Below are 25,946 nucleotides of genomic sequence, written 5' to 3'. Positions count from 1 at the left end.
GAGCGCCGCGCAGCGCGGCCAGCAGCGCGGCGGAGACCGGCCCGCGCGCCGCGGGCAGCGGAGCGGGGCCGTAACGGCTGTCGGCGGCGACGGACATGGTGACCTCCCGGGACGGTTGCGCCCGGCCGCAGTGCCCCGCCCCGATGCCGCTAAACGACTTCGTCGGCCGCGATGGCCTCGGTCTGGATCACCCGCTCCCGCACCCGGCGGGCCGCGTCCCCGTCGGCCACCAGGCCGCGCAGGTCGGCCAGCGCCGGTTCGGGCGCGTCCAGCGGCACGGCCGGGTCCACCACCGCCTCCAGGACGGCGGGCCGGTCGGCCGCCAGCACCTCGTCCCAGGCGGGTCCGACCAGGTCCGGCCGGTCCACCCGGACGCCGTGCAGCCCGAGCAGGCGGGCCCACCCGGCGTACGGCACCTCGGGCCCCCGCTCCCCCGGTGACCGCCCGCCGCCGACACCGGACTGGTCCCTGTTGTTCAGCACCAGCACGATCAGCCGCGGATCGCGCCACCGCGTCCAGTGGTGCGCCACAGTGATCAACTCGGCCAGGCCGTTGAGCTGCATCGCGCCGTCGCCGAGCAGCGCGAGCACCGGCTCGTCCGGGCGGGCCAGCTTGGCCGCTACCGCGTACGGCAGCGCGCAGCCCATCGAGCCGAGCGTGCCGCACAGCCGCGCCTGCACCCCCGGCGGCAGCTCCAGATGCCGGGCGTACCAGTAGACGACCGAGCCGACGTCCACGGCGACGGAGGCGTGCCGGGGCAGCCGGGTGGACAGTTCGCGGAGCACGAGCCGCGGGTCGACCGGATCGGCGGGCGTGGCGGCGCGCTCGGCGGCGGCCTCACGCCACCGGTCCACCATCTTCTCCACCGTGCCGCGCCACTCGCGGTGGGGATTCTCCGGCACCCGGGTCAGCAGCGCCCGCAACGTCTCGGCGGCGTCGCCGACCAGCGGCACGTCCACCGGGTAGCGGGTGCCGATGCGCCGGCCGTCGATGTCGATCTGGATGGTGCGTACCTGGCCCGGCAGCGGGAACCAGTCGGTCCACGGATCGTTCGTGCCGATCATCAGCAGCGTGTCGCAGGAGCCCATGAGCTGCGCGGCGGCGGTGGTGCCGACCTCGCCGAGCACGCCGGTGTGGAACGGCAGCCGCTCGTCGAGCACCGGCTTGCCCAGCAGCGACGTGGCCACGCCCGCGCCGAGCCGGTCGGCGAGCGCGACGATCTCCTCGGCCGCGCCGTGCGCGCCCTGGCCGACGAGCATCGCCACCCGCCGCCCGTTGCCGAGCAGCGAGGCGGCGGCGTCCAGGTCGGCGTCGTGCGGCAGCACCCGGGCCAGCGGCTCGCCGGGCGTCGCGGTGACCACCCCGGCGGTCTGCGGCAGCAGGTCCGGTACGGCGGTGACCTGCAACGCGCGCGGCAGCACCACGCAGGTCGGGCTGCGGGTCGCCGCGGCGGTACGGAACGCCTGGTCGAGCAGCGCCGGCACCTGTTCCGGGCTACGGCCGTAGCGGACGAACTGGTTGCACACGTCGCCGAAGAGCCGGCTCAGCCCGATCTCCTCGTGCGCGCCGCCGAGCGGGCCGGTGACGTCCTCGCCGATGATCGCGACCACCGGCTTGCTGTCGAGCTTGGCGTCGTAGAGCCCGTTGAGCAGGTGCACCGCGCTCGGGCCCTGGGTCGCCAGGCACACCCCGACGCCTCCGGTGAACTTCGCGTGCCCGGTGGCCATGTACGAGGCGGTCTCCTCGTGCCGGGCGGGGACGAAGGCCGGGTCCCCGCCCGCGTCGTCGAGCGCGCCCACCAGCGGGGCGATCGCCGCGCCCGGACAGCCGAACACCCGCGGCACCCGCCAGGCCCGCAGGCGTTCGACCACCAGGTCGGCGACGATGCGCTCAGCCATTACCCCGCCCCGGCGTGCTCGCGTCGACGTAGCGCAGCACCGCGCCGACCCCGTCGGTCAGCTCCGGCGCCTCCTCGGGCGCGAGCACCGTCAGGTCCGCGTCGGTGCCGATCAGCGCGCGCAGCAGCGCCGCGTCGGCGCGTACCCGCTGGGGGTCGGCCACCGACATGCCGGCCAGCTGCCCCGGGTCGGTGGCGATCTCGGTCGGCTCGGGGCCCACCCACAGCTCGCCGTCGGCCGACGGGTCGTCCACGATGAGCATGGTGTCGACCTGGTTGCGTTGCAGCGCGGAGACCACGGCGTCGAGACCGGCGCCGACGTCCTCCTGGACGCCGAAGCGGTCCAGCGCGGCGGCGATCCGCCGGTCGGCGACCTCGGCGACGGTCTGCACGGTGATGTCGTCCATCAGCGTGTCGTCGGCGCCCACGTCGCGGGCGCCCGCGTCGGTGCGGACCAGCACGTCCTGCCAGCGGGCGGGGAGCTGGGCGGCGATCATGCCGGTGGCCCGGACGTCCCCGGCCACCACGACGACGTCCGCGCCGACGCGCTCGGCCAGGTCGGCGGTGGCCGCGGCGGCGTCACCGGCGTTCTGGTGCCACGCCTCCATGGCGGCGCGCTGGTAGCGGGACTGCGACCAGCCACCCGGCTGCACCCGGCGCAGCTGGCGGCTCTGCCCGCCCTGCACCTGGGCCCGCCGGGGCACCCCGCCGGCGCTGACCGCCATGGCGTCCGCGCCGGTGCGGTCGGCCAGCACCCGCACCCAGGCCACCTGTTCGCCCCGCTGGGCCACGAGCGGCATGGTGTGCGGCAGCGCCGACCAGCTCGCCAGGTCGCGCAGCGGCGGTGCGGACAGGTACTCGGTGAGCACCACGCGGCCCCGGCTGGCGAACACGGCGATGCCGTAGTCGCCGGGCATCGGCTGGTGCCGGCGGACGACCTCCTCCACCGCCTCGACGGTGACCGGGTCGGCGCCCTGCCCCAGCAGGTCGCCCTTGAGGGCCCGCCAGCGCAGGTCGACCTGCGCTCGCGCGTCCTGGGTGTCGCGGGAGGCGTCCATGTACACCGAGCACCACGGCCCGGGACGGTCGTAGAGCGGGCGCAGGAAGGACAGCTGCATGCTCGACCCCTTTCCGGCTCGGCCGCACGCATACCCGCGCCCCGGCGGAGTTCACCTGCCGGCCGCCCGGGCGTGACCGCCGTTCATTCACGTCGTTCAACCCGAAGGGCCGATACCATCTGTGCACGGAACGGGACTCTCGGTGGTGAACATGGATACGGAGTTGTACACCCGACGCGTCGTCCACCCGACGGAGCGTGTCGTCACCGGGCGTCTGGTCCGGTTGATGGAGGGTTACGCCCGGGAGGTCCGGGTCGGGCAGCCCGCGCTGGTCGCGGTGCTCACCGCCGCGGGGGTGGTGGGGCTGCTGCTGAAGGTGGTGCGCGCGTTGCTCAGCAGTGGCGGCGGCGGGGCTCGGCGCAGCTTCAAGGAGCTGAAGAAGGGGCCGGAGTTCCTGGTCACCCCGGTCCGGGTCCGCGACGCCACCGGCCGGCTGGTCGAGGTCGAGTTGCACGGCCACCTGCCGCAGAGCGCGCTGCACCCCGGCGACCACGTCCAGCTCACGCTGCGAGCGCAACGCGACGAGGACCTGCCGCCGCGGATCGAGCGGATCGTCAATCTGACCACCGGGCAGCTGCTCACCCCGCGTACGGCCACGCTCTGGTCGCACCTGGGTCCGGCGCTGCTGCTCCAGGCGATGCTGGGCGCCGTGCTGCTGTTCGGCGTGGCCGCCTGCTCGGCCCTGACCTAGGTTTCCCCGTCACCGGTGGTGGGCACCGCTGCGGCCATGTTCCCCGGTTTCACGCTCACCGAGATCGACGTCGGCGCGGTGCGCCTGCGCGTACGCCACGGCGGCTCCGGGCCACCGGTGGTGCTGCTGCACGGGCACCCGCGTACCCATGCGACCTGGCACCGGGTGGCGCCGCGGCTGGCCGCGCGGCACACGGTGATCTGCCCGGACCTGCGCGGTTACGGCGGCTCGTCGAAGCCGCCGAGCGACCCGGAGCACACCGTCTACTCCAAGCGGGCGATGGCCGCCGACGTGGTCGGGCTGCTCGACGCGCTCGGCCACCGCCGGGCCGCCGTGATCGGTCATGACCGCGGCGCGTACGTGGCGATGCGGACCGCCCTGGACCATCCGGACCGGGTGAGCCGCCTCGGCGTGCTGGACGGGGTGCCGATCGGTGAGGCGCTGGCCCGCTGCGACGCCCGGTTCGCCGCCCGCTGGTGGCACTGGTTCTTCCTCGGCCAGCTCGCCAAGCCGGCCGAGCGGGTCATAAACGCCGACCCGGACGCCTGGTACGGCGGGTCACCGGAGGAGATGGGCGAGCAGGCGTACGCCGACTACCGGCGGGCCATCGGTGATCCGGCGACGGTGCACGCCATGTGCGAGGACTACCGGGCCGGGCTCGGGCCGGACCGGGCGGCGGACGACGCCGACCGGGCCGCCGGCCGCCGGATCGGCTGCCCGATGCTGTTCGCCTGGTCCGAGCGCGACGACATGGTCGACCTCTACGGCGACCCGGCCGCGATCTGGCGCGACTGGGCCGACGACGTGCGGACCGCGTCGATCCCGTCCGGGCACCACATGGCCGAGGAGGCGCCGCGGGAGCTGACCGACGTGCTGGCCGGTTTCCTCGCGGAGGACGTCGCCGCGGTCAGCGACCGGCGGGGGTGAGCGACCGCTCCACCGGAGCCGGGGCGTCGAGCAGGCCCCGGCGGTTCGCCCAGCGCTCGAACAGCACTGTGGCGAACGGGGGCACCGCGCTGGCCAGGGCCAGCCCGGTCTGCACGAGCGTCCAGCGGCGCCGCCGGGCCACCACGAGCGTCAGCAGGCCGTAGACCACGAACAGCGCGCCGTGGATCGGGCCGAAGATCTTCACGCCGATCTCGTTGCCGGGCGGGCCGTACTTGACCGCCATACCGGCCAGCAGCGCCGCCCACGAGCAGCCCTCGGCGAACGCCGCCACCACGAACGCCCGGATCCACCCGTCGCGCATTCCGCCACTCCCCTTCGCCGTCGGCGGCCATGCTAGCCGCCCGGGCCGGGCCGCCCGGACGGAACCCGCAGCCCGGCGACGGGGATCACCGGGGCCGCCACGGGGTACAGAAAAGGGCCTCCGGGCCTTTCCTGACCCGCCACTCCGTGCGAGGTTGGGGAGAACCAACGGTGACAGGGTGGTGACCATGGGCGAGGACGTCGGCGTGCGTACCTTCAGCCGGGAGGACCGGGCCCGCTATCGCGAGAAGGTCCGGCGGTGCCTGGACGTGTTCGCCGAGATGCTGCGGGAGTCCCGGTTCGACGTGGAGCGGCCGATGACCGGCCTGGAGATCGAGCTGAACCTGGTCGACGACGGCTTCGACCCGGCCATGCGCAACGCCGACGTGCTGGAGGCGATCGCCGACCCGGCGTTCCAGACCGAGCTGGGCCAGTTCAACGTGGAGATCAACGTCGAGCCGCGGCGGCTGGCCGGCACCGGCACGGCGGCGTTCGAGGAGCACGTCCGGGCCAGCCTGAACGCCGCCGAGGAGAAGGCCCGGACGGTCGGCGCGCACATGGTGATGGTCGGCATCCTGCCGACGCTGCGCCCGGAGCACCTGACCGCCGAGACGCTGTCGGCGAATCCCCGGTACGCGCTGCTCAACGAGCAGATCTTCGCCGCGCGCGGCGAGGACCTGCCGATCGCGATCAGCGGGGTGGAGCGGCTGGCCACCACCGCCGACACGATCACCCCCGAGGCGGCGTGCACCAGCACCCAGTTCCACCTCCAGGTCAGCCCGGCGCAGTTCGCCGACTACTGGAACGCGGCCCAGGCGGTCGCCGGCGTCCAGGTGGCGCTCGGCGCGAACTCCCCACTGTTCTTCGGCCGGGAGCTGTGGCGCGAGACCCGGGTGCCGCTGTTCCAGCAGGCCACCGACACCCGCGCGGAGGAGATCAAGGCCCAGGGCGTACGCCCGCGGGTGTGGTTCGGCGAGCGCTGGATCACCTCGGTGTTCGACCTGTTCGAGGAGAACGTGCGCTACTTCCCGGCGCTGCTGCCGGTGTGCGACCCGGAGGACCCGGCGGCCACGCTGCACAGCGGCGGCGTGCCGAAGCTGGCCGAGCTGCGGTTGCACAACGGCACCATCTACCGGTGGAACCGGCCGGTCTACGACGTGCTCAAGGGCCGGCCGCACCTGCGGGTGGAGAACCGGGTGCTGCCGGCCGGTCCGACGGTGCTCGACACGGTGGCGAACGGCGCGTTCTACTTCGGCCTGGTCCGGGCGCTCGCCGAGTCGGACCGTCCGCTGTGGTCGCAGATGTCGTTCAGCGCGGCCGAGGAGAACTTCAACGCCTGCGCCCGGCACGGCATCGACGCCCAGGTGTACTGGCCGGGGCTCGGCTACCTGCCGGTGACCGAGCTGGTGCTGCGCCGCCTGCTGCCGATGGCCCACCACGGGCTGGACCGCTGGGGCCTCGACCCGGCCGAGCGGGACCGGCTGCTCGGCATCGTCGAGCAACGCTGCCTGACCGGCCGCAACGGCGCGACCTGGCAGGTGGAGACGCTGCACCGGCTGGAGTCGGCCGACCACATGGACCGGCCGGCGGCCCTGCGCGAGGTGGTCCGGCACTACGTCGACCTGATGCACAGCAACCGGCCCGTGCACGAGTGGCCCATCCCCTGAGCCGGGCCGCCCATCAGCGCAACGCGGTCACTGTCGCCCGCGCGGCCTGGGCGACCAGGGCGTCGTCGGGCTTCGCGTCGCGGCCGTCGCGACCGGTCATGACCGCCAGCACGATCGGCGCCCGGTCCGGCGGCCACACCACGGCGATGTCGTTGCGGGTGCCGTACCCGCCGGTGCCGGACTTGTCCGCCACCTGCCAGCCGGCCGGCACGCCGGCCCGGACCAGCCCGCTGCCGGTGGTGCTGGCCCGCATCCAGCCCAGCAGCAGGTCGCGGTCCGCGGGCCGCAGGGCCTCCCCCAGCGTGTACGCCCGCAGCGAGCCGGCCAGCGCGCGGGGCGTGCTGGTGTCGCGCTCGTCGCCGGGCGTGGCCGCGTTGAGTTCCGGCTCGGTACGGGCGGGCCGGGTGACCGAGTCGCCCACCTCCCGGAGCGCCTGCGCGAAGCCCGCCGGGCCGCCGAGCGCGTCGAACAGCAGGTTGCCGGCGGTGTTGTCGCTGTACCGCACCGCCGCCTCGGCGGCGTCCCGCAGCGTCATCCCGGTCTCCACGTGCCGTTCGGTCACCGGGGAGTGCGCCACGAGGTCCGCGCGCCGGTAGCGGACCACCCGGTCCCGGTCAGTGTCGGACGTGGCGGCCAGCATCGCACCCGCCGCGAGCGCCTTGCAGGTCGAGGCGTACGCGAACCGCTCGTCGGCCCGGTGCGCGAGGGTACGGCCGGTGCCGGTGTCGAGGGCGAAGACGCCGATCCGGGCGTCGAAGCGCCGCTCCAGTGCCGCCAGCTCGGCCGGCGCGGGCACCGGCTCGGCGCTCGGTGTCTCGCTCGGCGTGGCCGTGGCGGTGGATGCGGCCGGGGCGCTGGTGGGCGGCGCGGCCTCGGGCCGGTCCTTCGTGCAGCCGGCCAGCAGAGCCGTCGCCGTGAGCATCGCCGCTGCGAGCACCTGCCGTCGGATCATCCGTTTCCTCCCCCGTCGTCCGGACCACGCCGTTCTCGGGTCATTGTCGCCGATCCCGGTCGGACCGGCAGACCGCCGTCTCTCGGTCGGCGCGGTGGCCCGCCGGCGCGGCGCGACGGGTCAGCCCGCGACGGCGGCGAACGTGACAGCGCCCGCCGCGGCCAGCGGCAGCGCCACCGCCGCGGCCAGCAGCCGCACCCGGGCGGACCGGCCGATCAGCACCACCAGCAGCGCGGCGAGCGCGAGGTCGATCGCCACGTTCCACCACGCTGCGGGATAACCGGACCGCGACTTCAGCGCGAACCGCAGTGCCTCCTCGACGAAGACGGCCACCGGCAGGGCGGCCCCCACGATCCGCCGCCATCCCTGCGTCCGCGCCCAGATGCCGGCGACGCCGAACACCACGCCCGCCACCACGCCGAACGCCATCCAGACGATCGAGGTGGGCGACCAGATCACGGCGAGGTCGTCGCCCTGGAGCAGCGTCGCCGCCAGGTAGTAGCTGGGCACCGCGACGATCAGCAGGACGCTGGCGGCCACGGCGGCGCGCACCGCGCCCGCCCGGATCCACCAGCCCAGCGCGAACGCGGCCACCGCCCAGGTGGCGGTGGAGTTGCCGAGTTCGGCGAAGGGGAACGGCACCCACTTGATCCAGACGAAGTCCAGGAAGCCGAGCAGGAAACCGGCGACGGGAACGACGAGGGCGACGGCACGACGCGAGGGTGGCATGCGAGGGAGCATACATACTCGGTATGCTCTCCTCACCGACAGGGCAGCGCTACGAGGCCAGGCGCCGCTCCGACGGCGCGAGACGCACCGCGGCGTCGGAGCGGTTGATCTCGGCCCACACCTCGTCGAGGGAGAGGCCGAGGACGTCGGCGATGGCCGCGATGGTGGGGAACGCCGGCGTGGCGACCCGGCCGGACTCGATCTTCCGGAGCGTCTCCGGGGAGACACCGGCGTCGAGCGCGGTGAGCAGCATCGAGCGCTCACCGCGTGCGCGGCGCAGGAGTGCACCGAGGCGCTGCCCGCGCTCGACCTCGGCGGGGGTGAGGGGCAACCGGACCATGCCAGGATTCTAATACCGGGATAACATGGCCGGGATACTTATTGGTTCTGCGAGGAAGGCGCCTGCATGATCGAGATCCTGAGCCGCACCGACGTCCGGCGGGCGCGGGACACCGGCGCCCTGGTCGCCCACATCCTGCAGACGTTGCGCGGCAGCACCACCGTCGGCACCAACCTGCTCGACATCGACAGGCAGGCCCAGCGCATGATCGCCGAGGCCGGGGCGCAGTCCTGCTACGTCGACTACGAGCCGTCGTTCGGGCGCGGCCCGTTCGGCCACTACATCTGCACCTCGGTCAACGACGCGGTGCTGCACGGGCTGCCGCACGACTACACGCTCGCCGACGGCGACCTGCTGAGCCTCGACCTGGCCGTCTCCCTGGGCGGGGTGGTGGCCGACTCCGCGATCAGCTTCGTCGTCGGTGACACCCGGCCCGCGGAGAGCGTCGCGCTCATCGACGCGACCGAACGGGCATTGCAGGCCGGGATCGCCGCGGCCCGCCCCGGCGCCCGCGTCGGCGACCTCTCGTACGCCATCGGCTCGGTCCTCACCGAAGCCGGGTACACGGTCAACACCGAGTTCGGCGGCCACGGCGTCGGGTCGACGATGCACCAGGACCCGCACGTGTCGAACACCGGGCGGCCCGGTCGCGGCTACACACTGCGGCCCGGGCTGCTGCTGGCGCTGGAGCCGTGGGTCATGGCGGACACCGCCACGCTGGTCACCGACGCCGACGGGTGGACGCTGCGCAGCGCGACCGGCTGCCGTACCGCACACAGCGAGCACACCATCGCCATCACCGACGACGGCGCGGAGATCCTGACGCTGCCGAAGCCGTGACCCGGGCCCGACCCCGGGTCACCGGCCTTGGTCACGCGGGCGCGCACCGCTCCCGCAGGGTCGGGACTCCGGGCCCGGTGAGGTCGTCGCAGTACGCGGCCCGCCCGGCCATCGCCATCATCAGCGCGAGCGTGGTGCCGCTGACCAGCGGGCCGTTGCCGGCGGTGAACGGGCCGTCGGTGGCCTCCACCCGCAGGCCCTCGATCGCGCTGCGCCCGGCCACCGTGAAGTCCCGCCCGGCGTAGAACCGGGCGACCGGCGTGACGGCCTCGACCGACGGCGTACGTGTCAGGCCGAGCGGACGCCGGATGTCCTGGGCGTGCACGACCACCTCACCGAGCCACGCCTCGGTCGGCCCGAACGTCGACGTGGTGCTGCCGACGATCCGGCGGAAGCGGCGCAGCGTCTCCCCCGGGTCGGCGCCCCGGTGCTCGGCCAGCCGGCGGTCGTTGTGCAGATCGAAGTCGAACCGGGCGCCGAGCACGCTGGCGAGCCAGCGCGCCCGGCCGACGCTCGCCGCCGCCGTCATGTGCGCGAGCGTCTCCTGCACCGTCCACCTGCCGCACAGCGAGGGCCGGGCCCACTGCGCCGCGTCCAGCCCGGCGAGATCGTCGGCCAGGGCGGCGCGCTCGGCATGCGCGAGCGCCCACAGCTCGCGGCGGGTCAGCGTGTCGGACATGAAACCTCCAGAGTCGGGCCGTCAGAGGTCGGACCGCGCCCGCTCGGCGAACTCACCGCTCCCCGCCCGCCGATCTTGGAGTTGTGGTGGTTCACGAAACGGACATGCGCGACTTTCGAGGCGCCACAAGTCCAAGATCGACGGGGCAGAGCGGGTTCAACGTTTGCTGCACGTCCGTCCAACGCTCACCGGTGACGCTTCTCGCACACATCAACCGCAAGGGAGAAGCGTCATGCCACACAAGTTCCTCTCCACCGCCCGTACCGCCGCCTCGGTGGCCGGTGCGCTCGTCCTGGCCGTCGCGGGCCTGGCCACCGGCGCCACCCCGGCGTCGGCGGCCTACATCGTCCCCGCCGACTGCGGCCCCTACTCCGGGGCGCCGGTGCCGGCCGGCTACACCCTGAGATTCGCCGGCGCGCTCTATGTCAGCAACAACGCCAACGGCCCGGAGTTCATCATCGGCACGACAACTCGCAACGTCATCGTCGGAAGTGTCAACGACGACGTCATCTGCGCGCTCGACGGCAACGACGACATCCAGGCCAACAGCGGCGACGACATCGTCTACGGCGGCCTGACCGGCGACGACATCTGGGGCGACCTGGGCGACGACAACCTCCACGGCGACGGCGGCGCCGACACCATCCACGGTGACCGCTTCATCGGACCCAGCGCGCTGGACGGCGACGACCGCGTGGACGGCGGCAGCAACGACGACCACCTCTTCGGCGACAAGGGCGCGGACACCCTGGTCGGCGGCCCCGGCTGGGACGACGGTGACTGCGGACCGGACGCGGTGATCGACGATCCCCGGCCCACACTGGATCTCCCGATCAACTGCCCGTGATCCCGCCGGCACGGCGGTCCGCGCACCGGGAGACCGGGAACTCGGACCGCCGCGCTGCCGCCTGTCGGATCGTCGTCACCCCCGGTCCGACCACCACCGCACACGGCTACCGTGACACTCCGTGGCGGTGGAGTTCCGGGTGCTCGGCGACCTGGACGTCCGGATCGACGGCCGGACGGTCCGGATCGGTCACGCCCGTCAGCAGTGCGTCCTCGCCGCCCTGCTGGTCGAGCCCAACCGGGTCGTCGCGACCGAGCATCTCATCAGCCGGGTCTGGGGCGACGAGGTGCCGGACGGGGCCGCCGCCACCCTGCGTGGCTACCTGTCCCGGCTCCGCCAGGCGCTGGCCGGCGCGGACGAGGTCCGCATCGTCCGGCGCCATCCCGGCTATCTGCTCGCCGTCGACCCGGACCGCGTCGACCTGCACCGCTTCCGCGCGCTGACCGAACAGGCTCGGCGCGCCGGGGACGACGCGACAGCGATCGGTTGCCTGGAACGGGCGCTGGGTCTCTGGCGCGGCGAGGCGTTCGACGGGCTGACCACGCCGTGGCTGGCGGCCTACCGGCAGACCCTCGACCGGCAGCGGCTCGCCGCCGCGCTGGACCGCAACGACATCGCCCTGCGGCGCGGCGGGCACGCCCGCCTTCTCCCCGACGTCCTGGCGCTGAGCGGCCGGCACCCGTGGGACGAGCGCCTGGCGGCGCAGGCGATGCTGGCGTTGTACCGGTGCGGGCGGCAGGCCGACGCCCTCGCGCACTTCCACCGGCTGCGCCGGAGGCTGGCCGCCGAGATAGGCGCCGACCCCAGCCCGCCGCTGGCACAGCTCTACCAGCAGATCCTCACCGCCGACGCGGCGATCGCGCCGCCGGACCTCCCGGCAGACGGGGAACCGGGCACGCCGGCCACCGACCGGTCGCCCGGCGCGGCCCGGGATGCGGGCACCGTGCCCCGGCAGCTACCCGCGTCACCAGGGGTCTTCGCCGGCCGTACCGCCCAGCTCGCGCGCCTCGACGAACAACTCGCCGACGCGGGCCACCCGGACGGCGCCGGATCACCGGTGGTGATCTCGTCCATCGGCGGCGGCGGTGGCGTCGGCAAGACCTGGCTGGCGCTGCGCTGGGCGCACGCCAACGCCGGCCGCTTCCCCGACGGGCAGCTCTACGTCAACCTGCGCGGCTTCGACCCGACCGGGGATCCGGTCGGTTGGCCGGTGGCCGTGCGCGGCTTCCTCGATGCGCTCGGCGTCGAACCGGCACGCGTACCGGCCGATCCGGAGGCCCAGGCGTCGCTGTACCGGACGCTCGTCGCCGGCCGCCGGCTGCTGGTGGTCCTCGACGACGCCCGCGACGCCGCCACCGTGATCCCGCTGCTGCCCGGTACGCCCACGAGTGCGGTCCTGGTGACCAGCCGCCGGCAGCTGGCCGCCCTCGTGACCACCCACGGCGCGCGACCGCTGCCGCTGGACGTGCTGCCCGACGACGAGGCCCGCGAGCTGATCGTCCGGCAGGTGGGCCCCGCGCGGGTGGCGGCAGAGCCGGACGCCGTCGCGGCCGTCCTGCGGTTCTGCGGAGGTCTGCCGCTGGCGCTCGGGATCGTGGCGGCCCGCGCCGCGCTCCACCCCGGCCTCCCGCTGTCGTCGGTCGCGGCGGAGCTGACCACGGCGGTCCACCCGCTGGACGCGCTGGCCGGCGACGAGGCGACGACGAACCTGCGCGTGGTGCTGTCCCGCTCGCTCGCGGCGCTCACGCCCGCCGCGGCGGAGGTGTTCACGCTGCTCGGCCTCGCCCCGGGCCCGGACATCAGCCGGGCCGCGGCGGCCGGCCTGACCGCCCGTACGCCGGACGAGTCACGCCTGCTGCTGCGCGAGCTGGTCGACGCGCACCTCGTGCAGGAACACGTCGCGGGCCGGTACCGCATGCACGACCTGGTCCGGACGTTCGCTGCCGAACGGGCGGCCGGGGACGAGGCCGGTTCCCGGTGCGCGTTGCGCCGGCTGGTCGACCACCACCTGCACACCGCGCACGCGGCCGCGTTGCTGCTGTCCCCGCAGCGCGACCCGCTGACCCTCACCCCCGCCGCGCCGGGGGTGACCGCCGAACGGCTCGACGACCTGGCGGCGGCGCTGGCCTGGTTCACCCGCGAGCACCAGGTGCTCATGGCGACCATCGAGTACGCCGCGGGCAGCGGTCTCGACACCGCTGCCGGGCAGCTGTCGTGGACCCTGGCCACCTACTTCGACAGGCAGGGCCACTGGCACGACTGGGCCACTGTGGCCCGCCGGGCGGTCGAGGCGACCGGACGCTCGGGTGACCGCCCGGCGCAGGCCCAGGCGCACCGGCTCCTCGCCGGGGCCTGCTCCAACCTCGGCCGGTACGCCGAGGCGCAGCGCAACCTTCTCGCCGCGCTGGACCTGTTCGCCGCCCTGGGTGACGACGAGGGGCTGGCGCACACCCATTTCGACCTCAGCATGCTCCACGACCGGCAGCGGCAGCCCCGGGAGGCCCTGCCGCACGCGCGGCGGAGTCTCGCCCTCTACGAACGCGTCGGCGGCCCGCTCAAGCAGGCGGTGGCGCTCAACGCGATCGGCTGGTACCACTCGCAGCTCGGCGAGCACCACTACGCGATCGTCTACTGCCGCCGGGCGCTCGCCCTGTCCGAGCAGGCCGGCAGCGCGTACGGGCAGGCGAACACGTGGGACAGCATCGGCTTCGCCCACCACCATCTCGGCGAGTACGAGCACGCCGTCGACTGCTTCCAGCAGGCCCTCGCCCTGTTCGCCGACATCGGTGACCGGCATGCCGAAGGCATCGTGCTGGACCACCTCGGCGACACGTGGGCCGCGGCCGGGCGGACGGACGCGGCCCGGGACGCCTGGCGACGGTCACTCTCGCTGCTCGACGAGCTCGGTCACGCCGACGCCGCGGCGGTACGGCGCAAACTTCACCGGTGAGACGGTCAGAGCGCCACGATCGCGGCCGACTCCGGCGGCAGCTCGACGCCGTCGCGCATCACCGTGACGCCCTCTGACGTGGCAAGGAGCACACGGCGTACCACGCCGGGCAGGTTGATCCGCTGTGCCCGGCCGGCCAGGTTCGCCACCACGAGCGTCTCGCCGCGCCGCATCACCAGGAAGCGGTCGCCGTGGCGGACGTCGACCCGGTCCAGCCGGGGGTCCGACAGGTCGGCCCGGGAGCGGCGCAGCGCGATCAGCCGCCGGTAGAGGTCGTACGTCTCGCGGTGCTCCGGCTTGTCCAGCTCGGCCCAGTCCAGCCGGGACCGCAGGAACGTCTGCGGGTCCTGCGGGTCGGGTACGTCCTCGGTGGCCCAGCCGTGGTCGGCGAACTCGCGGCGGCGGCCGGTGGCGACCGCCGCGGCGAGTTCCGGCTCGGGGTGGCTGGTGAAGAACTGCCACGGCGTGGAGGCCGCCCACTCCTCCCCCATAAACAGCATCGGCGTGAACGGCGCGGTCATCAGCAGCGTCGCGCCGACCCGCAGCAGGCCTGGTGACAGCGTGGCGGAGATCCGGTCGCCGGTGGCCCGGTTGCCGATCTGGTCGTGGTTCTGCAGGTACGCCACGAAGCGGTGGCCGGGGGTGTGCTGCCTGTCGACCGGGCGGCCGTGGCTGCGGCCCCGGAAGCTGGACCAGGTGCCGGCGTGGAAGAAGCCGCCGGTCAGCACGTCGGTGAGGCACTTCAGGGAGCCGAAGTCGCCGTAGTAGCCCTGCCGCTCGCCGGTGAGCAGCGTGTGCAGCGCGTGGTGGGCGTCGTCGTTCCACTGGGCGTGCAGGCCGTACCCGCCCGCCTCGCGGGGCGTGATCAGGCGCGGGTCGTTGAGGTCGCTCTCGGCGATCAGCGACAGCGGCCGCCCCAGGTGCGTCGACAGCGCCTCCACCTCGGCGGCGACCTCCTCCAGCCAGTGCACGGCCCGGCCGTCCGGCATGGCGTGCACGGCGTCCAGCCGCAGCCCGTCGACGTGGTAGTCACGCAGCCAGCCCAGCACACTGTCGGCGATGTAGCGGCGTACCCCGTCGGAGTGCGGGCCGTCCAGGTTGACGGTGCGGCCCCAGGTGTTGCTCTGCTCGGTGAGGTACGGCGCGAACCGCGGCGCGTAGGCCCCGGAGGGCCCGAAATGGTTGTAGACGACGTCGAGGATCACCCCCAGGCCCTTGGCGTGGGCGGCGTCGACGAACCGTTTCAGGCCGTCCGGGCCGCCGTACGGCTCGTGCGGCGCGTACCAGCAGACACCGTCGTATCCCCAGTTGTACTCGCCGTTGAACGCGTTGACGGGCAGCAGCTCGACCATGTCGACGCCGAGGTCGACGAGGTGGTCGAGCCTGGCGATCGCGGCGTCGAACGTGCCCTCGGCGGTGAACGTGCCGATGTGCAGCTCGTACAGCACGCTGCCGGGCAGCTGCCGGCCGGTCCAGGCGGCGTCGGTCCAGCCGAACGCCGCGTGGTCGTAGAGCCGGCTGGGCCCGTGCACCCCGGCCGGCTGCCAGGCCGAGCGGGGGTCGGGCAGCGCCTGGTCGTCGTCGTCGAGCAGGAACGCGTAGTCGGTGCCCGGCCCGGCGTCGGGCACCTCGACCCGCCACCAGCCGTCCGGCCCCTGACGCATCGCGTGGTCGGCGACGCCGGGCAGGCGCAGCCGCACCCGCGCTGCCTCGGGCGCCCACACCGTGAACTCGGTCATGCGGCGGCCTCCACAGAGTCGGTGGGTGCGAGGAGGGCGACGGGATAGGTGCTCAGCAGATCATCCAGGAGCAGCTCAGAACCACTGTAGACCCGTCCGGTGAACAAGTCGGTGCACCCGTGAACGGGAAGTGACACGGTCGTGTCCCGCCAGCCGCCGGAGCGGGCCAGCCGCAGCGGCAGCCGGGTCGCCACCGCGACCGCGCCGCCCCGGTCGAATGCCACCGCGTGCGCGGCGGCCGGGCCGCGCGCCGGCACCGGCCGGTAGCCGCCGAACAGGTCCGGGCGGTCGCGGCGCAGCCGCAGCGTCCGGGACACCACGAGCAGCTTGGCCGCGCCGTCGCCGACGACCGCGGGCCGCCGGCCGGCGTCGAGCCGGGCCAGCATGTCCCGGCGTACGGCGAAGTCGACAGGCCGCCGGTTGTCCGGGTCGACGAGCGAGTTCTCCCACAGTTCGGTGCCCTGGTAGACGTCCGGCACGCCGGGCATGGCGAGCTGCACCAGCTTCTGCCCGAGGGCGTTGGACCAGCCGGGCGGGGTGATCTCGGCGGCGAACGCGGTGATCTGGGCGTGCAGTTCCGGGTCGTCGTACATCCGGTCGACCAGGGCGTGCAGCTCGTGCTCGAAGGCCGGGTCCGGGTCGGCCCAGCTGGTGGTGACCGACGCCTCCCGGGCGGCCTTCTCGGCGTACCCGTGCAGTCTCTCCCGTTCGATCGGCCACGCCCCGACGGCGGTCTGCCAGAGCAGGTGGGCCAGCGCGGGGTCGGCCAGCGGCGCGCGCGACATCCAGTCGGCGACCCGCTCGGCCCAGCGGCCGGGCAGCTCGGACAGCACCGCGAGGCGGGCGCGGACGTCCTCGCCGCGCTTGGTGTCGTGGGTGGACAGCGCGGTCATGCTCGCCGGCCAGCGCACGTGCCGGCTGGCGGCGAAGCGGTGCAGCTCGGCCGGGGGCACACCGAAGTGGGCCGGGCTGCCGCCGACCTCGTTGAGGGCGACGAACCGGCTCCACCGGTAGTACGCGGTGTCCTCCACGCCCTTGGCCATCACCGCGCCGGTGAACTGCGGGAACCGGGCGGCCAGCTCGTGGCCGGGGTCACGCAGCCGGGCGGTGACCTGGTCGAGGACGCCGGTCAGGTCGGGGCGGCGGCGGCCCGCTTCGCTGCGGGCGGCGGCCAGGTGCCGGGCGCCGGAGGGCGGATAGCCGCGGTAGACCGGGAAGCAGGCGGCCAGCTCGGCCAGCGCGGCGCGGACCTGCTCGCCCGGCAGCTCCGGCACGAGCGCGGCCAGGCGGGTCAGCTCGGCGGCGAGCAGCCGGGTGGCGGCCTCCAGCTTGGTGGCGTGCGTCAGGTCCGGCCAGGAGGTGTGCCGCCCGGTCAGCCGGCCGTCGAGCGTGGTGAACTCCGGTTCGGCGTCCGGGTCGACGAACAGCCCGGACACGGCGGCCAGCGCGTCGTAGCCGGTGGTGCCGTCGACCGGCCAGTCCGGCAGGTCCTCGCCGTACTCCAGGATCTTCTCCACCACCAGCCAGCTCTCCGGCGCGGCGGCGCGCAACCGGGCCAGGTAGCCGGCCGGGTCGCGCAGCCCGTCCGGGTGGTCGACGCGGATGCCGTCGACCTCGCCGGCGCCGACCCAGCGCAGGACCTCCGCGTGGGTGGCGTCGAACACCTCCGGGTCCTCCACCCGCAGGCCGGCCAGGTCGGAGACGGCGAAGAACCGGCGGTACGTCAGCTCGGCGTCGCCGCGCCGCCAGTTCACCAGCTCGTAGTGCTGCCGGTCGTGCACCTGGCGGGGCGTGCCGTCGCCGGTGCCGTCGGCGACCGGGAAGCGGTGCTCGTGGTAGCGCAGTTCCCCGTCGACGAGCTTCAGGTCGTCGAGCGCGTCGGCGGTGTCGGCGAGCACCGGCAGCAGCAGCCGCCCACGGTCCCAGTCGATGTCGAACCAGCGCGCGTACGCCGAGTCGCGGCCCCGCCGCAGCACGTCCCACCAGGCCGGGTTGGCGTCGGGCCGGGCGACCCCGGCGTGGTTGGGCACGATGTCCACGACCAGGCCGAGCCGGGCCGCGCGCAGCGCCCGGACCAGCCGCGCCCGGGCGGCCTCGCCGCCGAGCTGCGGGTTGACCGCACGGTGGTCGACCACGTCGTAGCCGTGCGTGGAGCCGGGGGTGGCGGTGAGCAGGGGCGCGGTGTAGAGGTGGGTGACGCCGAGCGCGGCGAGGTAGCCCGCCAGCTCGGCCGTGGTGTCCAGGTCGAAGCCGGGCCGCACCTGGACCCGGTACGTCGAGCGGGGGGTGTCGGGCATGGGTCAGGCCGTCCTCTCCAGGACCAGCAGCGAGCGGTCCGGTACGCAGACCGTGCCGCCCGCCTCGACCAGTGTCGTCTTCTCCGGGTCGGGTTCCGCGGTGCTGATCACCAGCTCCCACCGGGTGCCGAACTCCTCGCCGGGCAGCGTGAAGTCCAGCGGCGCGTCGTGCGCGTTGAACAGCAGCAGGAACGAGTCGTCCCGGTGGCGCTGGCCGTACTGGCCGCGTTCGCCGATGCCGTCGCCGTTGACGAACAGGGCCACCGAGCGGCCGAAGTCGTTGCCCCAGTCCTCGCCGGTCATCTCCCGGCCGTCCGGGGTGTACCAGGCCAGGTCGGGCAGCCCGGAACCGGCGGCGCGGCCGCCCACCGGCAGGCCGGTGAAGAACCGGCGGCGGCGGAACACCTGATGCCGGTTGCGGAAGTCGGTGAGCCGGCGGACGAAGTCCAGCAGCTCGTCGTCGGCCCGGTCCCAGTCCACCCAGGCGATCTCGCTGTCCTGGCAGTAGGCGTTGTTGTTGCCGCGCTGGGTGCGGCCCAGCTCGTCGCCGTGGCCGAGCATCGGCACGCCCTGGGACAGCATCAGCGTGGCCAGGAAGTTGCGCCGCTGCCGGGCGCGCAGCGCGCGTACACCGGGATCGTCGGTCTCGCCCTCGACGCCGCAGTTCCAGGACCGGTTGTGGCTCTCCCCGTCCCGGTTGTCCTCGCCGTTCGCGTCGTTGTGCTTGTCGTTGTAGGAGACCAGGTCGGTGAGCGTGAACCCGTCGTGGCAGGTGACGAAGTTGATGCTGTGGAACGGGCGGCGGCCGTCGTCCTGGTAGAGGTCGGCGGAGCCGGAGATCCGCGAGGCGAACTCGGCGAGGGTGGCCGGCTCGCCGCGCCAGAAGTCGCGTACGGTGTCGCGGTACTTGCCGTTCCACTCGGTCCACTGCGGCGGGAAGTTGCCGACCTGGTAGCCGCCGGGGCCGACGTCCCACGGTTCGGCGATGAGCTTCACCCGGCCGACCACCGGGTCCTGCTGCACCACCTCGAAGAACGTGGACAGGCGGTCCACCTCGTAGAACTCGCGGGCGAGCGTGGCGGCCAGGTCGAACCGGAAACCGTCGACGTGCATCTCGGTGACCCAGTAGCGCAACGAATCCATGATCAGTTGCAGCGAGTGCGGGCTGCGCACGTTGAGGCTGTTGCCGGTGCCGGTGTAGTCGACGAAGTAACGCCGGTCGTCCTCGGAGAGCCGGTAGTAGCTCGGGGTGTCGATGCCCTTGAAGCTCAGCGAGGGGCCGAGGTGGTTGCCCTCGGCGGTGTGGTTGTAGACCACGTCGAGGATGACCTCGATGCCGGCGGCGTGCAGGGCCTTGACCATGCCCCGGAACTCCTGCACCTGCTGGCCGAGGCGGCCCAGCGCGGAGTAGCCGTGGTGCGGGGCGAAGAAGCCGATGGTGTTGTAGCCCCAGTAGTTGCGCAGCCCCAGGTCGGCCAGGCGGTGGTCGTGCACGAACTCGTGCACCGGCATCAGCTCCACCGCCGTCACGCCGAGCCGCTTGAAGTGCTCGATCATCACCGGTGAGGCGATCGCCGCGTACGTGCCGCGCAGCTCCTCCGGGATGCCCGGGTGGCGCATGGTCAGGCCGCGCACGTGCGCCTCGTAGATCACCGAGTGGTGGTACGGGGTGCGCGGCGGCCGGTCGTTGCCCCAGTCGAAGTACGGGTTCACCACCACCGACTTCGGCATGTACGGCGCCGAGTCGGCGGTGTTCATCCGGTCCGGGTCGCCGCCGACCTCGTAGTCGTAGACCGACGGATCCCAGGTGATCTCCCCGTCGACGGCCTTCGCGTACGGGTCGAGCAGCAGCTTGTGCGGGTTGCAGCGCAGCCCCTCGGCCGGGTTCCACGGCCCGTGCACCCGGTAGCCGTAGCGTTGGCCGGGCTCGACGCCGGGGATGTAGGCGTGCCAGACGTACGCGTCGACCTCGCGCAGCTCCACCCGCCGCTCGGTGCCGATGTCCCACTCGTCGAACAGGCACAGCTCGATCTTCTCCGCCACCTCGGAGAAGATCGCGAAGTTGGTGCCCATCCCGTCGTACGTGGCGCCGAGGGGGTAGCTCTCGCCCGGCCAGACCTGCATGTCGCTCCTTCGGCCCATGATCGTGAGCGCATCGGGCAGGGGCACCGCCGATGCGCACGCCGGTGATGCCCCGTCGCACGCCCCGTCAATCCACCCGTTCGGACCGTAACCGAAATCCGCCCTCGTGGGGCCGGGTGTCACGTTCGGGTGCCCGTGTCACGCCCAGCTCGCCGTCCCGGCATTCTCCATACCGGCGTCGGCGGAATACGCAGGTCACTTCACAGTAGAGGGTCACCCGCATTCATTGACGCTCTCCCCCACTTTATCTTCTCGTTACATCGCCTTCACACGATCAGAAAAGGGGGCAATTGATCCGACGACTCATCGTTCGGCCCCACCTGAGCAGGGATTTCTCGAATAGTGGATCTGGAGCTACGCCGCGTCACCGCCCGGAATCTTTCCGTTCCCGACCGGCCGCCACCTGCGCTGATTGACGATTCCGCCTCGCTTTATCTCTCCGTTACATCAGCGCGGCACCGATCCCACCAGGACCGGCCTACGCTTCGTTCCACTGTCCACATCGATCCGAAAAGAGGATGAATCGATGGGTGAAAGCAGGAACGTGTCGATCGACCTGTCCGACCTGGACACCACGGCGGTCTCCTGGTCGGGCGCCGGTGACGAGGCGTCGGCGGGGCTGTACGCCATGCCGGCGGCCGGCGGGATCACGCTGACCGACCCGTCCGCCATGGGCAAGGGCTCCTGCGGCGGCGCCGCGTGCCAGGGCCGGCCGATCCAGTGGTGCTGCGTCAACTGCCACTGATCATCGCGGAGCCGCCGGCCGACGCCGGCGGCTCCGTCCCATCGTCGGCGCGGCCGGTGGTCCGGCTCGTGAGGTAAGCGGAGAGGTACGTCGGATGAGCGTTGAACCCGGTCGAGCCGTCGAGCTGAGCGTGGTGATCCCCACCCACGCGGACGCACCCTGTCTGGAGCTCACGCTGCGGTCGCTGCGGCGCCAGACACTGGGCCCGGCCCGCTTCGAGGTCATCGTGGTCCGCGACGGCGGGGACGGCAGCCAGTACTCCGGCATCGCCGACGCCGGCAAGGGGCTGCGCCTGCACTTCGTCGAGCGGCCCGAGCGCGGCGGCCGGGCGGCGGCCCGCAACGAGGCCGCGCGGCGGGCGACCTCACCGCTGCTGCTGTTCCTCGACGCCGACTCGTACGCCACGCCGGACCTGCTGCGCCGCCACCTCGACCACCACAGCGACCCGTCCGCGCCCGCGGTGCTGATGGGCCGGCGCGACGAGACCGGCATCGAGCACGTGCACGCGGCGCTGGCCGACCAGCCGACGATGCCCGTTCCCCGGCTACGCGGAGCCGGCGGCGGCGACATGCGGTTCGGGACCGAGGAGGGACCGTCCGGCGACGACTGGCTGCTGGCCGGGTGGCTGTTCTGCTTCACCCACAACGCGTCCGTACGCCGGGACGTGTTCGAGGCGGTCGGCGGGTTCGACGAGGGCTTCGGCCTGCGCTGGGGCCTGGAGGACATGGAGCTGTTCTACCGGGTGCACGCACACCTCGGCGTGCTCGGCCGCAACTTCGCCTACGACGACCTGGCCGCCGTCTACCACCTGCCGCATCACCGCAACGTCATCCAGAACTGGAACGACTTCATGGACAACCTGGATCGGGTCGCGCAGAAGTACCCGGTCGTGGAGTGGGAGTTCGCCGGGCCGGTGGACGTGGCCCGCGCGGCCGAGCGGGTGGTGCACTACCGCCGGGCGATGGACGACTGCGTACGCCGGTCCTGGTGCCGGATCGGTCCTGCGGTGCGGCGGCTCGCCGGTCGCCTGCCCGGCGACCGGGTGCTGTGGGTCGGCACCGGCAGCGCCGAGGCCGGGCTGCCCGACGGCGCGTTGACCTACGACTACGGGGCGCCCGCGGGTCCGGCCAACTTCCACCTGGTCGGGATCAGGCCACCGGTCGCCCCGGACAGCCTGGACGCCGTGGTCAGCGTCGACTTCTGGCGGTACCTCTACTGGGAGGACCTGTGCCAGTTCGTCAACGTCGCCGGTTCCCTCGCCGACGAGGTGCACCTGGTCTCCACCGGCGCGGAGCTCTCGGCGCGGTTCGACCCGGATCCGGCGAGCCTGGGTTACCTCGGCCGGGTCATGGGCGCGGCGTTCGAGACCACCCTGACCGAGGTCGACGGCCTCGGTTCGGTGCTGCGGCTGCGCCCGCACCACCGTGCCGCCGTCGCGGCCGGCTGACCGGGAACGGCAGCGCCGATGCCAGTGATCGAGGCCAGTGGCCTGACCAAGCGGTTCCGGATCGCCGACAAGCAGCCGGGCCTTCGCGGCTCGCTGCGCCATCTCGTACGGCCACGACACGTCGAGCACGTGGCGGTGGACGGCGTCGACCTGTCGATCTCCTCCGGCGAGGCGGTCGCGTACGTCGGGCCCAACGGCGCCGGGAAGTCGACGACGGTCAAGCTGCTCACCGGCATCCTGCACCCCACCGCCGGGCGGGTGCGCGTCTGCGGCCTCGACCCGCACCGCGACCGGCACGCCAACGCCCGCAACATCGGCGTGCTGTTCGGTCAGCGCAGCCAGCTCTGGTGGGACCTGCAGGTCCGCGACTCCCTCGCGCTGCTGCGCGACATCCACCGCATCCCGCGGGCCCGGTACGCGGCACGCCTGGAGGAGTTCGACGCGCTGCTCGGGCTCGGCCGGCTGCTACCGGTGGTCGCCCGGCAACTCTCGCTCGGCCAGCGGATGCGAGCCGACCTGGCCGCCGCGCTGCTGCACTCACCGCCCGTGGTGTTCCTCGACGAGCCGACCATCGGACTGGACATCGTCGCCCGGCAGGCGGTCCGGGACTTCCTGCGGGCCCAGCGCGCGAGCGGGACCACGGTGCTGATGACCACGCACGACATCGGTGACATCGAACAGGTCTGCCGCCGGCTCGTGATCATCGACGGCGGCCGGATCATCTTCGACGGCTCGATCGACTCCGTCCGCCGGCTGGTCGCCGACCAGCGGACCGTGCACCTGACACTCGGCGCCGACTGGCACGGCGACCTCGACGCCGACCTGCCGGGCGTCCGGCTCGTCCACGACGGGCCGGCGCGGCAGATCGCCGTCACGTTCGACCACGGCGCGTACGGCGCGGGCGAGATCGTCTCGGTGGTCGCCCGCCGGACGCCGGTGGTGGACATCCGGATCGACGAGCCGTCCATCGAGGACGTGGTGCGTCGGGCGTACGCCGGCGAGCTGAGCCCTTCGGTGCCGGCATGAGGGCGTACCTGACGCTGGCGCGGATGTCCTGGTCGACGCTGCTGATCTACCGGGGCGAGTTCCTCCTCCAGCTCACCGGGGTCGTGGTGCAGACCGTGGCGCTGTTCGCGGTCTGGCAGGCCGTCTTCGCCGGCGCCGCCGGTGGCGAGGTCGGCGGGTTGTCCTGGGAGCAGATGAAGGGCTACCTGGTCGTGGCGTTCCTGACCGGGGCGCTGCTGTCGAGCTTCACCGACGCGCAGATCGCCGGCCCGGTGCTGCACGGCACCGTGGCGCTCGACCTGGTCCGGCCGATCGACTACCAGCTCTCGCGTTTCGCGCTGTCGCTCGGATACGTCGTCGGCGAGGTGCTGACGGTGGCGGTGATGGCGGCGACGCTGGTGTCGGCGTTCGGCGGCGCCGCGCTGCCCGCCGCCGGGCAGGCCGGACTGTTCCTGCTCAGCCTGCTCGCGGTGGTGCCGCTGAAGTTCGGCCTGGTCTACCTCGTCGGACTGCTGTGCTTCTGGACCGGCAACTTCCACGGGCTGAGCCTGTCCCGGGTGGCGGTCACCAACATCCTCTCCGGGGCGCTCGTGCCGATCGCGTTATTCCCGGGCTGGCTCCAGGTCGTCTGCCAGCTGTCCCCGTTCCCCGGCATCGTCTCCACCCCGGCGCTGATCTACCTGGGGCAGGTACGGGGTGCCGAGGCGGTGACGCTGATCGGCGTACAGCTGCTCTGGGTCGTGCTGTTGTGGGGTGCGGCCCGGCTGCTGCGGTCCGCGGGCGTGCGGCGGCTCACCGCGCACGGCGGGTGACCGGCCGATGATGCACGAGGCACGGATCTACCGCCGGTTGCTCGGCGCGCATCTGCGGGCGGTGCTCGAGTACCGGGCCGACGCGCTCCTGACGATCGGGGCGACGGTGCTCGGTCAGCTCGCCGGACTGGTCTTCGTGGTCATGGTGTTCCGGCAGGTGACGGCGCTCGGCGGGTGGACCCGCTGGGAGGTGCTGTACGTCTGCGCCATGGTGATGCTCGCCGAGGGCATCGGCTCCCTGCTGTTCGAGGGGACCTGGCATCTCGGCGGCCTGGTCAACCTCGGCCTGCTGGACTACCTGCTGGTCCGGCCCTACCCGGTGGTGCTCCAGGTCACCGGCAACGCGGTCGGGTTCAACGGTCTCGGCAACGTCGGGTTCGGCGCGGCGCTGCTCGGCGCCGCGGCCGTCCACCTCGATCTGGCCTGGACGCCGCTGACGGTGCTCTGGGCGGTGGTGCTGCTCGCCAGCGGGGTGCTGGTCAAGCTGGCGGTCAACCTGGCCACCAACGCTGTCGTCTTCTGGCTGCTGAGCCCGTCCAGCTCGCTCGCGGCGAGCGTGCACACCCTGGGCGACCTGGCCCGCTATCCGCTGACCCTGTACGGCACCGGTCTGCGATCGCTGCTGACGCTCGTACCCGTCGCGTTCGTCGGCTACTTCCCGACGGCCGCGCTGCTGGACAAGGGCGCCTCGACGACGGCCGGCGCGGTCACCCCGGTCGTCGCGGCGGCCTGCGCGGCCGGGGCGTGGGCGGTCTTCCGGGCCGGGTTGCGCCGGTACGAGAGCGCGGGCAGCTGAGATGGCGGCCTCGCGGGCCGGCGCCGTCGGCCGGTACCTGGCGGCGGTGCGGGACGACACCGGGCAGCCGGCGGCGTACCTTCCGCCCTGCGGCAAGCGGTACCCGGGCGCGGCCCGCCGGTCGCTGCGGTGGCCCGGCCCGGGGTCCGCGCCGCTCGGCGACGGCTGCCTCGACCGGCTCAGCGCGATGCTTCTCGGGTACGCGCCACGCCGGGCGGAGACGATCACGCTGGCCGGACTGTCCGCGTTGACCGGCTCCCCGCTGGACACGCCCACCCCCTCGCGGCTGCTGCCCGGCTGGCACACGCTGCGCCGATCGGTGCCCTCCGGCGGGGCGTTCCACCCCAACGAGATCTACCTCGCCTGGGCCGGCTCCCCCGACCTCGCGGCCGGCGTCTACCACTACGACCCGCCCCACCACTGCCTGGAACTGCTGCGGCCGGGCAGCCCGGCCGCCCGGCTCGACCGGCTTCTCGGGGTCGCGGCGGCGCCCCGGCACGCGCTGCTGCTGACCCACCGGCCGTGGAAGAACACCAGCAAGTACGGGGCGTTCGGCTACCGGCTGGGCATCGTCGACTCCGGTGTCCTGCTGGCCCAGTTGCTCACGTCGCCGGTGGACGCGACACCGCGCCTGGACCTCGACCCGGCGCTCGCCGGTGAGCTGCTCGGACTCGACGCCGAGTTGGAGGCCACCTACGCGGCGATCGAGTTCCCGGCGACCGCTGACGTCTCCTGGACACCGCTTGTGTCCGGCGGGCCGCCCCCGGCGACCGGGCTGGACCACGACCGGCTCGGCCACGAGGCCGCCCATCCGAGCGCGGTGGCGCTGCACCGGGCGACGTACGGCCGGGACACCGACGCCGAACCGCCGGCGACCGACCGCCTTCCGGCCCAGCGCCTCCCGGTGGGTCCGGCGACGGACCGGGCGCTCGACCTGCCGCCGGCCCGGCCGCTCGACCTGGTCGCGGCCGCCGCCCGCCGCGCCTCCGCCGCGAACCTCGGCCC

The 25,946-nt window shown here is 73.5% G+C and carries 22 protein-coding genes; 12 read left to right on the top strand and 10 right to left on the bottom strand.

Annotation, left to right across the window (positions count from 1 at the left end):
• Window positions 1-149: 149 nt before the first annotated feature.
• Window positions 150-1,898 carry a thiamine pyrophosphate-binding protein gene (locus AC2CHG_RS18095; protein ID WP_484525185.1) on the bottom strand — a complete coding sequence of 583 codons (1,749 nt, stop codon included), beginning with the start codon at window positions 1,896-1,898 and terminating at the stop codon, window positions 150-152.
• Entirely contained in the window at window positions 1,891-3,015 is a 1,125-nt protein-coding gene (locus AC2CHG_RS18090) for a baeRF2 domain-containing protein (RefSeq protein WP_135239893.1), read from the bottom strand. The genes AC2CHG_RS18095 and AC2CHG_RS18090 overlap by 8 nt, the downstream gene beginning before the upstream one ends.
• A gap of 151 nt (window positions 3,016-3,166) precedes the next feature.
• Between AC2CHG_RS18090 and AC2CHG_RS18085 the strand changes: the two genes are divergently transcribed.
• Together AC2CHG_RS18085 and AC2CHG_RS18080 are read left to right on the top strand one after the other, a co-directional pair.
• Window positions 3,167-3,706 carry a hypothetical protein gene (locus tag AC2CHG_RS18085; protein ID WP_410054955.1) on the top strand — a complete coding sequence of 180 codons (540 nt, stop codon included), beginning with the start codon at window positions 3,167-3,169 and terminating at the stop codon, window positions 3,704-3,706.
• Between the two features lie 36 nt (window positions 3,707-3,742).
• Window positions 3,743-4,633 carry an alpha/beta fold hydrolase gene (locus AC2CHG_RS18080; protein ID WP_484525184.1) on the top strand — a complete coding sequence of 297 codons (891 nt, stop codon included), beginning with the start codon at window positions 3,743-3,745 and terminating at the stop codon, window positions 4,631-4,633.
• On the opposite strand, the gene AC2CHG_RS18075 is transcribed toward AC2CHG_RS18080, so the two are convergent.
• A complete protein-coding gene (locus AC2CHG_RS18075; protein WP_366620768.1) occupies window positions 4,614-4,955 on the bottom strand; it encodes a DUF3817 domain-containing protein in 342 nt (113 codons plus the stop codon). The genes AC2CHG_RS18080 and AC2CHG_RS18075 overlap by 20 nt on opposite strands.
• Before the next feature lie 187 nt (window positions 4,956-5,142).
• Between AC2CHG_RS18075 and AC2CHG_RS18070 the strand changes: the two genes are divergently transcribed.
• On the top strand, window positions 5,143-6,621 hold the full coding sequence (locus tag AC2CHG_RS18070; RefSeq protein WP_366620766.1) for a glutamate-cysteine ligase family protein: 1,479 nt from the start codon (window positions 5,143-5,145) through the stop codon (window positions 6,619-6,621).
• A gap of 13 nt (window positions 6,622-6,634) precedes the next feature.
• On the opposite strand, the gene bla is transcribed toward AC2CHG_RS18070, so the two are convergent.
• From bla to AC2CHG_RS18055, 3 genes are all read right to left on the bottom strand, one after another.
• Window positions 6,635-7,573 (bottom strand): class A beta-lactamase, encoded by a 939-nt coding sequence (gene bla, locus AC2CHG_RS18065; RefSeq protein WP_366620764.1) that lies wholly within the window; start codon window positions 7,571-7,573, stop codon window positions 6,635-6,637.
• A 120-nt stretch (window positions 7,574-7,693) separates the two neighbouring features.
• Window positions 7,694-8,302, bottom strand: a complete 609-nt coding sequence (locus AC2CHG_RS18060; RefSeq protein WP_484525183.1) for a DUF6518 family protein — start codon at window positions 8,300-8,302, stop codon at window positions 7,694-7,696.
• Window positions 8,303-8,351: 49 nt separating this feature from the next.
• Window positions 8,352-8,642, bottom strand: a complete 291-nt coding sequence (locus AC2CHG_RS18055; protein WP_013477014.1) for a helix-turn-helix domain-containing protein — start codon at window positions 8,640-8,642, stop codon at window positions 8,352-8,354.
• Window positions 8,643-8,708: 66 nt separating this feature from the next.
• Here AC2CHG_RS18055 and map point away from each other — a divergent pair, with 66 nt between their 5' ends.
• A complete protein-coding gene (gene map / locus AC2CHG_RS18050; RefSeq protein WP_262015544.1) occupies window positions 8,709-9,482 on the top strand; it encodes a type I methionyl aminopeptidase in 774 nt (257 codons plus the stop codon).
• Window positions 9,483-9,513: 31 nt separating this feature from the next.
• Here the strand turns inward: map and AC2CHG_RS18045 are convergent, their stop codons facing one another.
• Window positions 9,514-10,161 carry a maleylpyruvate isomerase family mycothiol-dependent enzyme gene (locus AC2CHG_RS18045; protein WP_484525182.1) on the bottom strand — a complete coding sequence of 216 codons (648 nt, stop codon included), beginning with the start codon at window positions 10,159-10,161 and terminating at the stop codon, window positions 9,514-9,516.
• Window positions 10,162-10,393: 232 nt separating this feature from the next.
• Between AC2CHG_RS18045 and AC2CHG_RS18040 the strand changes: the two genes are divergently transcribed.
• Complete coding sequence (locus tag AC2CHG_RS18040; protein ID WP_366620757.1) at window positions 10,394-11,008, top strand: calcium-binding protein; 615 nt, start codon at window positions 10,394-10,396, stop codon at window positions 11,006-11,008.
• A gap of 121 nt (window positions 11,009-11,129) precedes the next feature.
• Entirely contained in the window at window positions 11,130-13,958 is a 2,829-nt protein-coding gene (locus tag AC2CHG_RS18035) for an AfsR/SARP family transcriptional regulator (RefSeq protein WP_484525181.1), read from the top strand.
• 5 nt (window positions 13,959-13,963) lie between these two features.
• On the opposite strand, the gene treZ is transcribed toward AC2CHG_RS18035, so the two are convergent.
• The 3 genes from treZ to glgX are packed head-to-tail and all read right to left on the bottom strand — an operon-like array spanning window position 13,964 to window position 20,118.
• Window positions 13,964-15,697 (bottom strand): malto-oligosyltrehalose trehalohydrolase, encoded by a 1,734-nt coding sequence (treZ, locus tag AC2CHG_RS18030; protein WP_484525180.1) that lies wholly within the window; start codon window positions 15,695-15,697, stop codon window positions 13,964-13,966.
• Complete coding sequence (gene treY / locus AC2CHG_RS18025; protein ID WP_484525179.1) at window positions 15,694-17,994, bottom strand: malto-oligosyltrehalose synthase; 2,301 nt, start codon at window positions 17,992-17,994, stop codon at window positions 15,694-15,696. The genes treZ and treY overlap by 4 nt, the downstream gene beginning before the upstream one ends.
• Before the next feature lie 3 nt (window positions 17,995-17,997).
• Window positions 17,998-20,118, bottom strand: a complete 2,121-nt coding sequence (gene glgX / locus AC2CHG_RS18020; protein ID WP_355510521.1) for a glycogen debranching protein GlgX — start codon at window positions 20,116-20,118, stop codon at window positions 17,998-18,000.
• Between the two features lie 544 nt (window positions 20,119-20,662).
• Between glgX and AC2CHG_RS18015 the strand changes: the two genes are divergently transcribed.
• The 6 genes from AC2CHG_RS18015 to AC2CHG_RS17990 form a co-directional block, all read left to right on the top strand.
• The gene (locus tag AC2CHG_RS18015; protein ID WP_262015539.1) at window positions 20,663-20,881 is read left to right on the top strand and encodes a hypothetical protein; all 219 of its coding nucleotides are present in this window, start codon (window positions 20,663-20,665) and stop codon (window positions 20,879-20,881) included.
• 94 nt (window positions 20,882-20,975) lie between these two features.
• Window positions 20,976-22,328 (top strand): glycosyltransferase family 2 protein, encoded by a 1,353-nt coding sequence (locus tag AC2CHG_RS18010; RefSeq protein ID WP_484525178.1) that lies wholly within the window; start codon window positions 20,976-20,978, stop codon window positions 22,326-22,328.
• 18 nt (window positions 22,329-22,346) lie between these two features.
• Entirely contained in the window at window positions 22,347-23,354 is a 1,008-nt protein-coding gene (locus AC2CHG_RS18005; protein WP_262015537.1) for an ABC transporter ATP-binding protein, read from the top strand.
• Window positions 23,351-24,145, top strand: coding sequence for an ABC transporter permease (locus AC2CHG_RS18000; protein ID WP_484525177.1), 795 nt, complete (start codon window positions 23,351-23,353; stop codon window positions 24,143-24,145). Before AC2CHG_RS18005 ends, AC2CHG_RS18000 begins: the two co-directional genes overlap by 4 nt.
• A gap of 7 nt (window positions 24,146-24,152) precedes the next feature.
• Entirely contained in the window at window positions 24,153-24,941 is a 789-nt protein-coding gene (locus AC2CHG_RS17995) for an ABC transporter permease (protein ID WP_262015535.1), read from the top strand.
• A gap of 1 nt (window position 24,942) precedes the next feature.
• A partial coding sequence (locus AC2CHG_RS17990; RefSeq protein WP_484525176.1) for a nitroreductase family protein occupies window positions 24,943-25,946 on the top strand: 1,004 nt, incomplete at its 3' end.

It is taken from the genome of Micromonospora sp. ATLC20 (assembly GCF_057196585.1).
The sequence above is the reverse complement of the archived record's forward strand: the minus strand, read 5'-3'. Positions and strand labels throughout refer to the sequence as shown.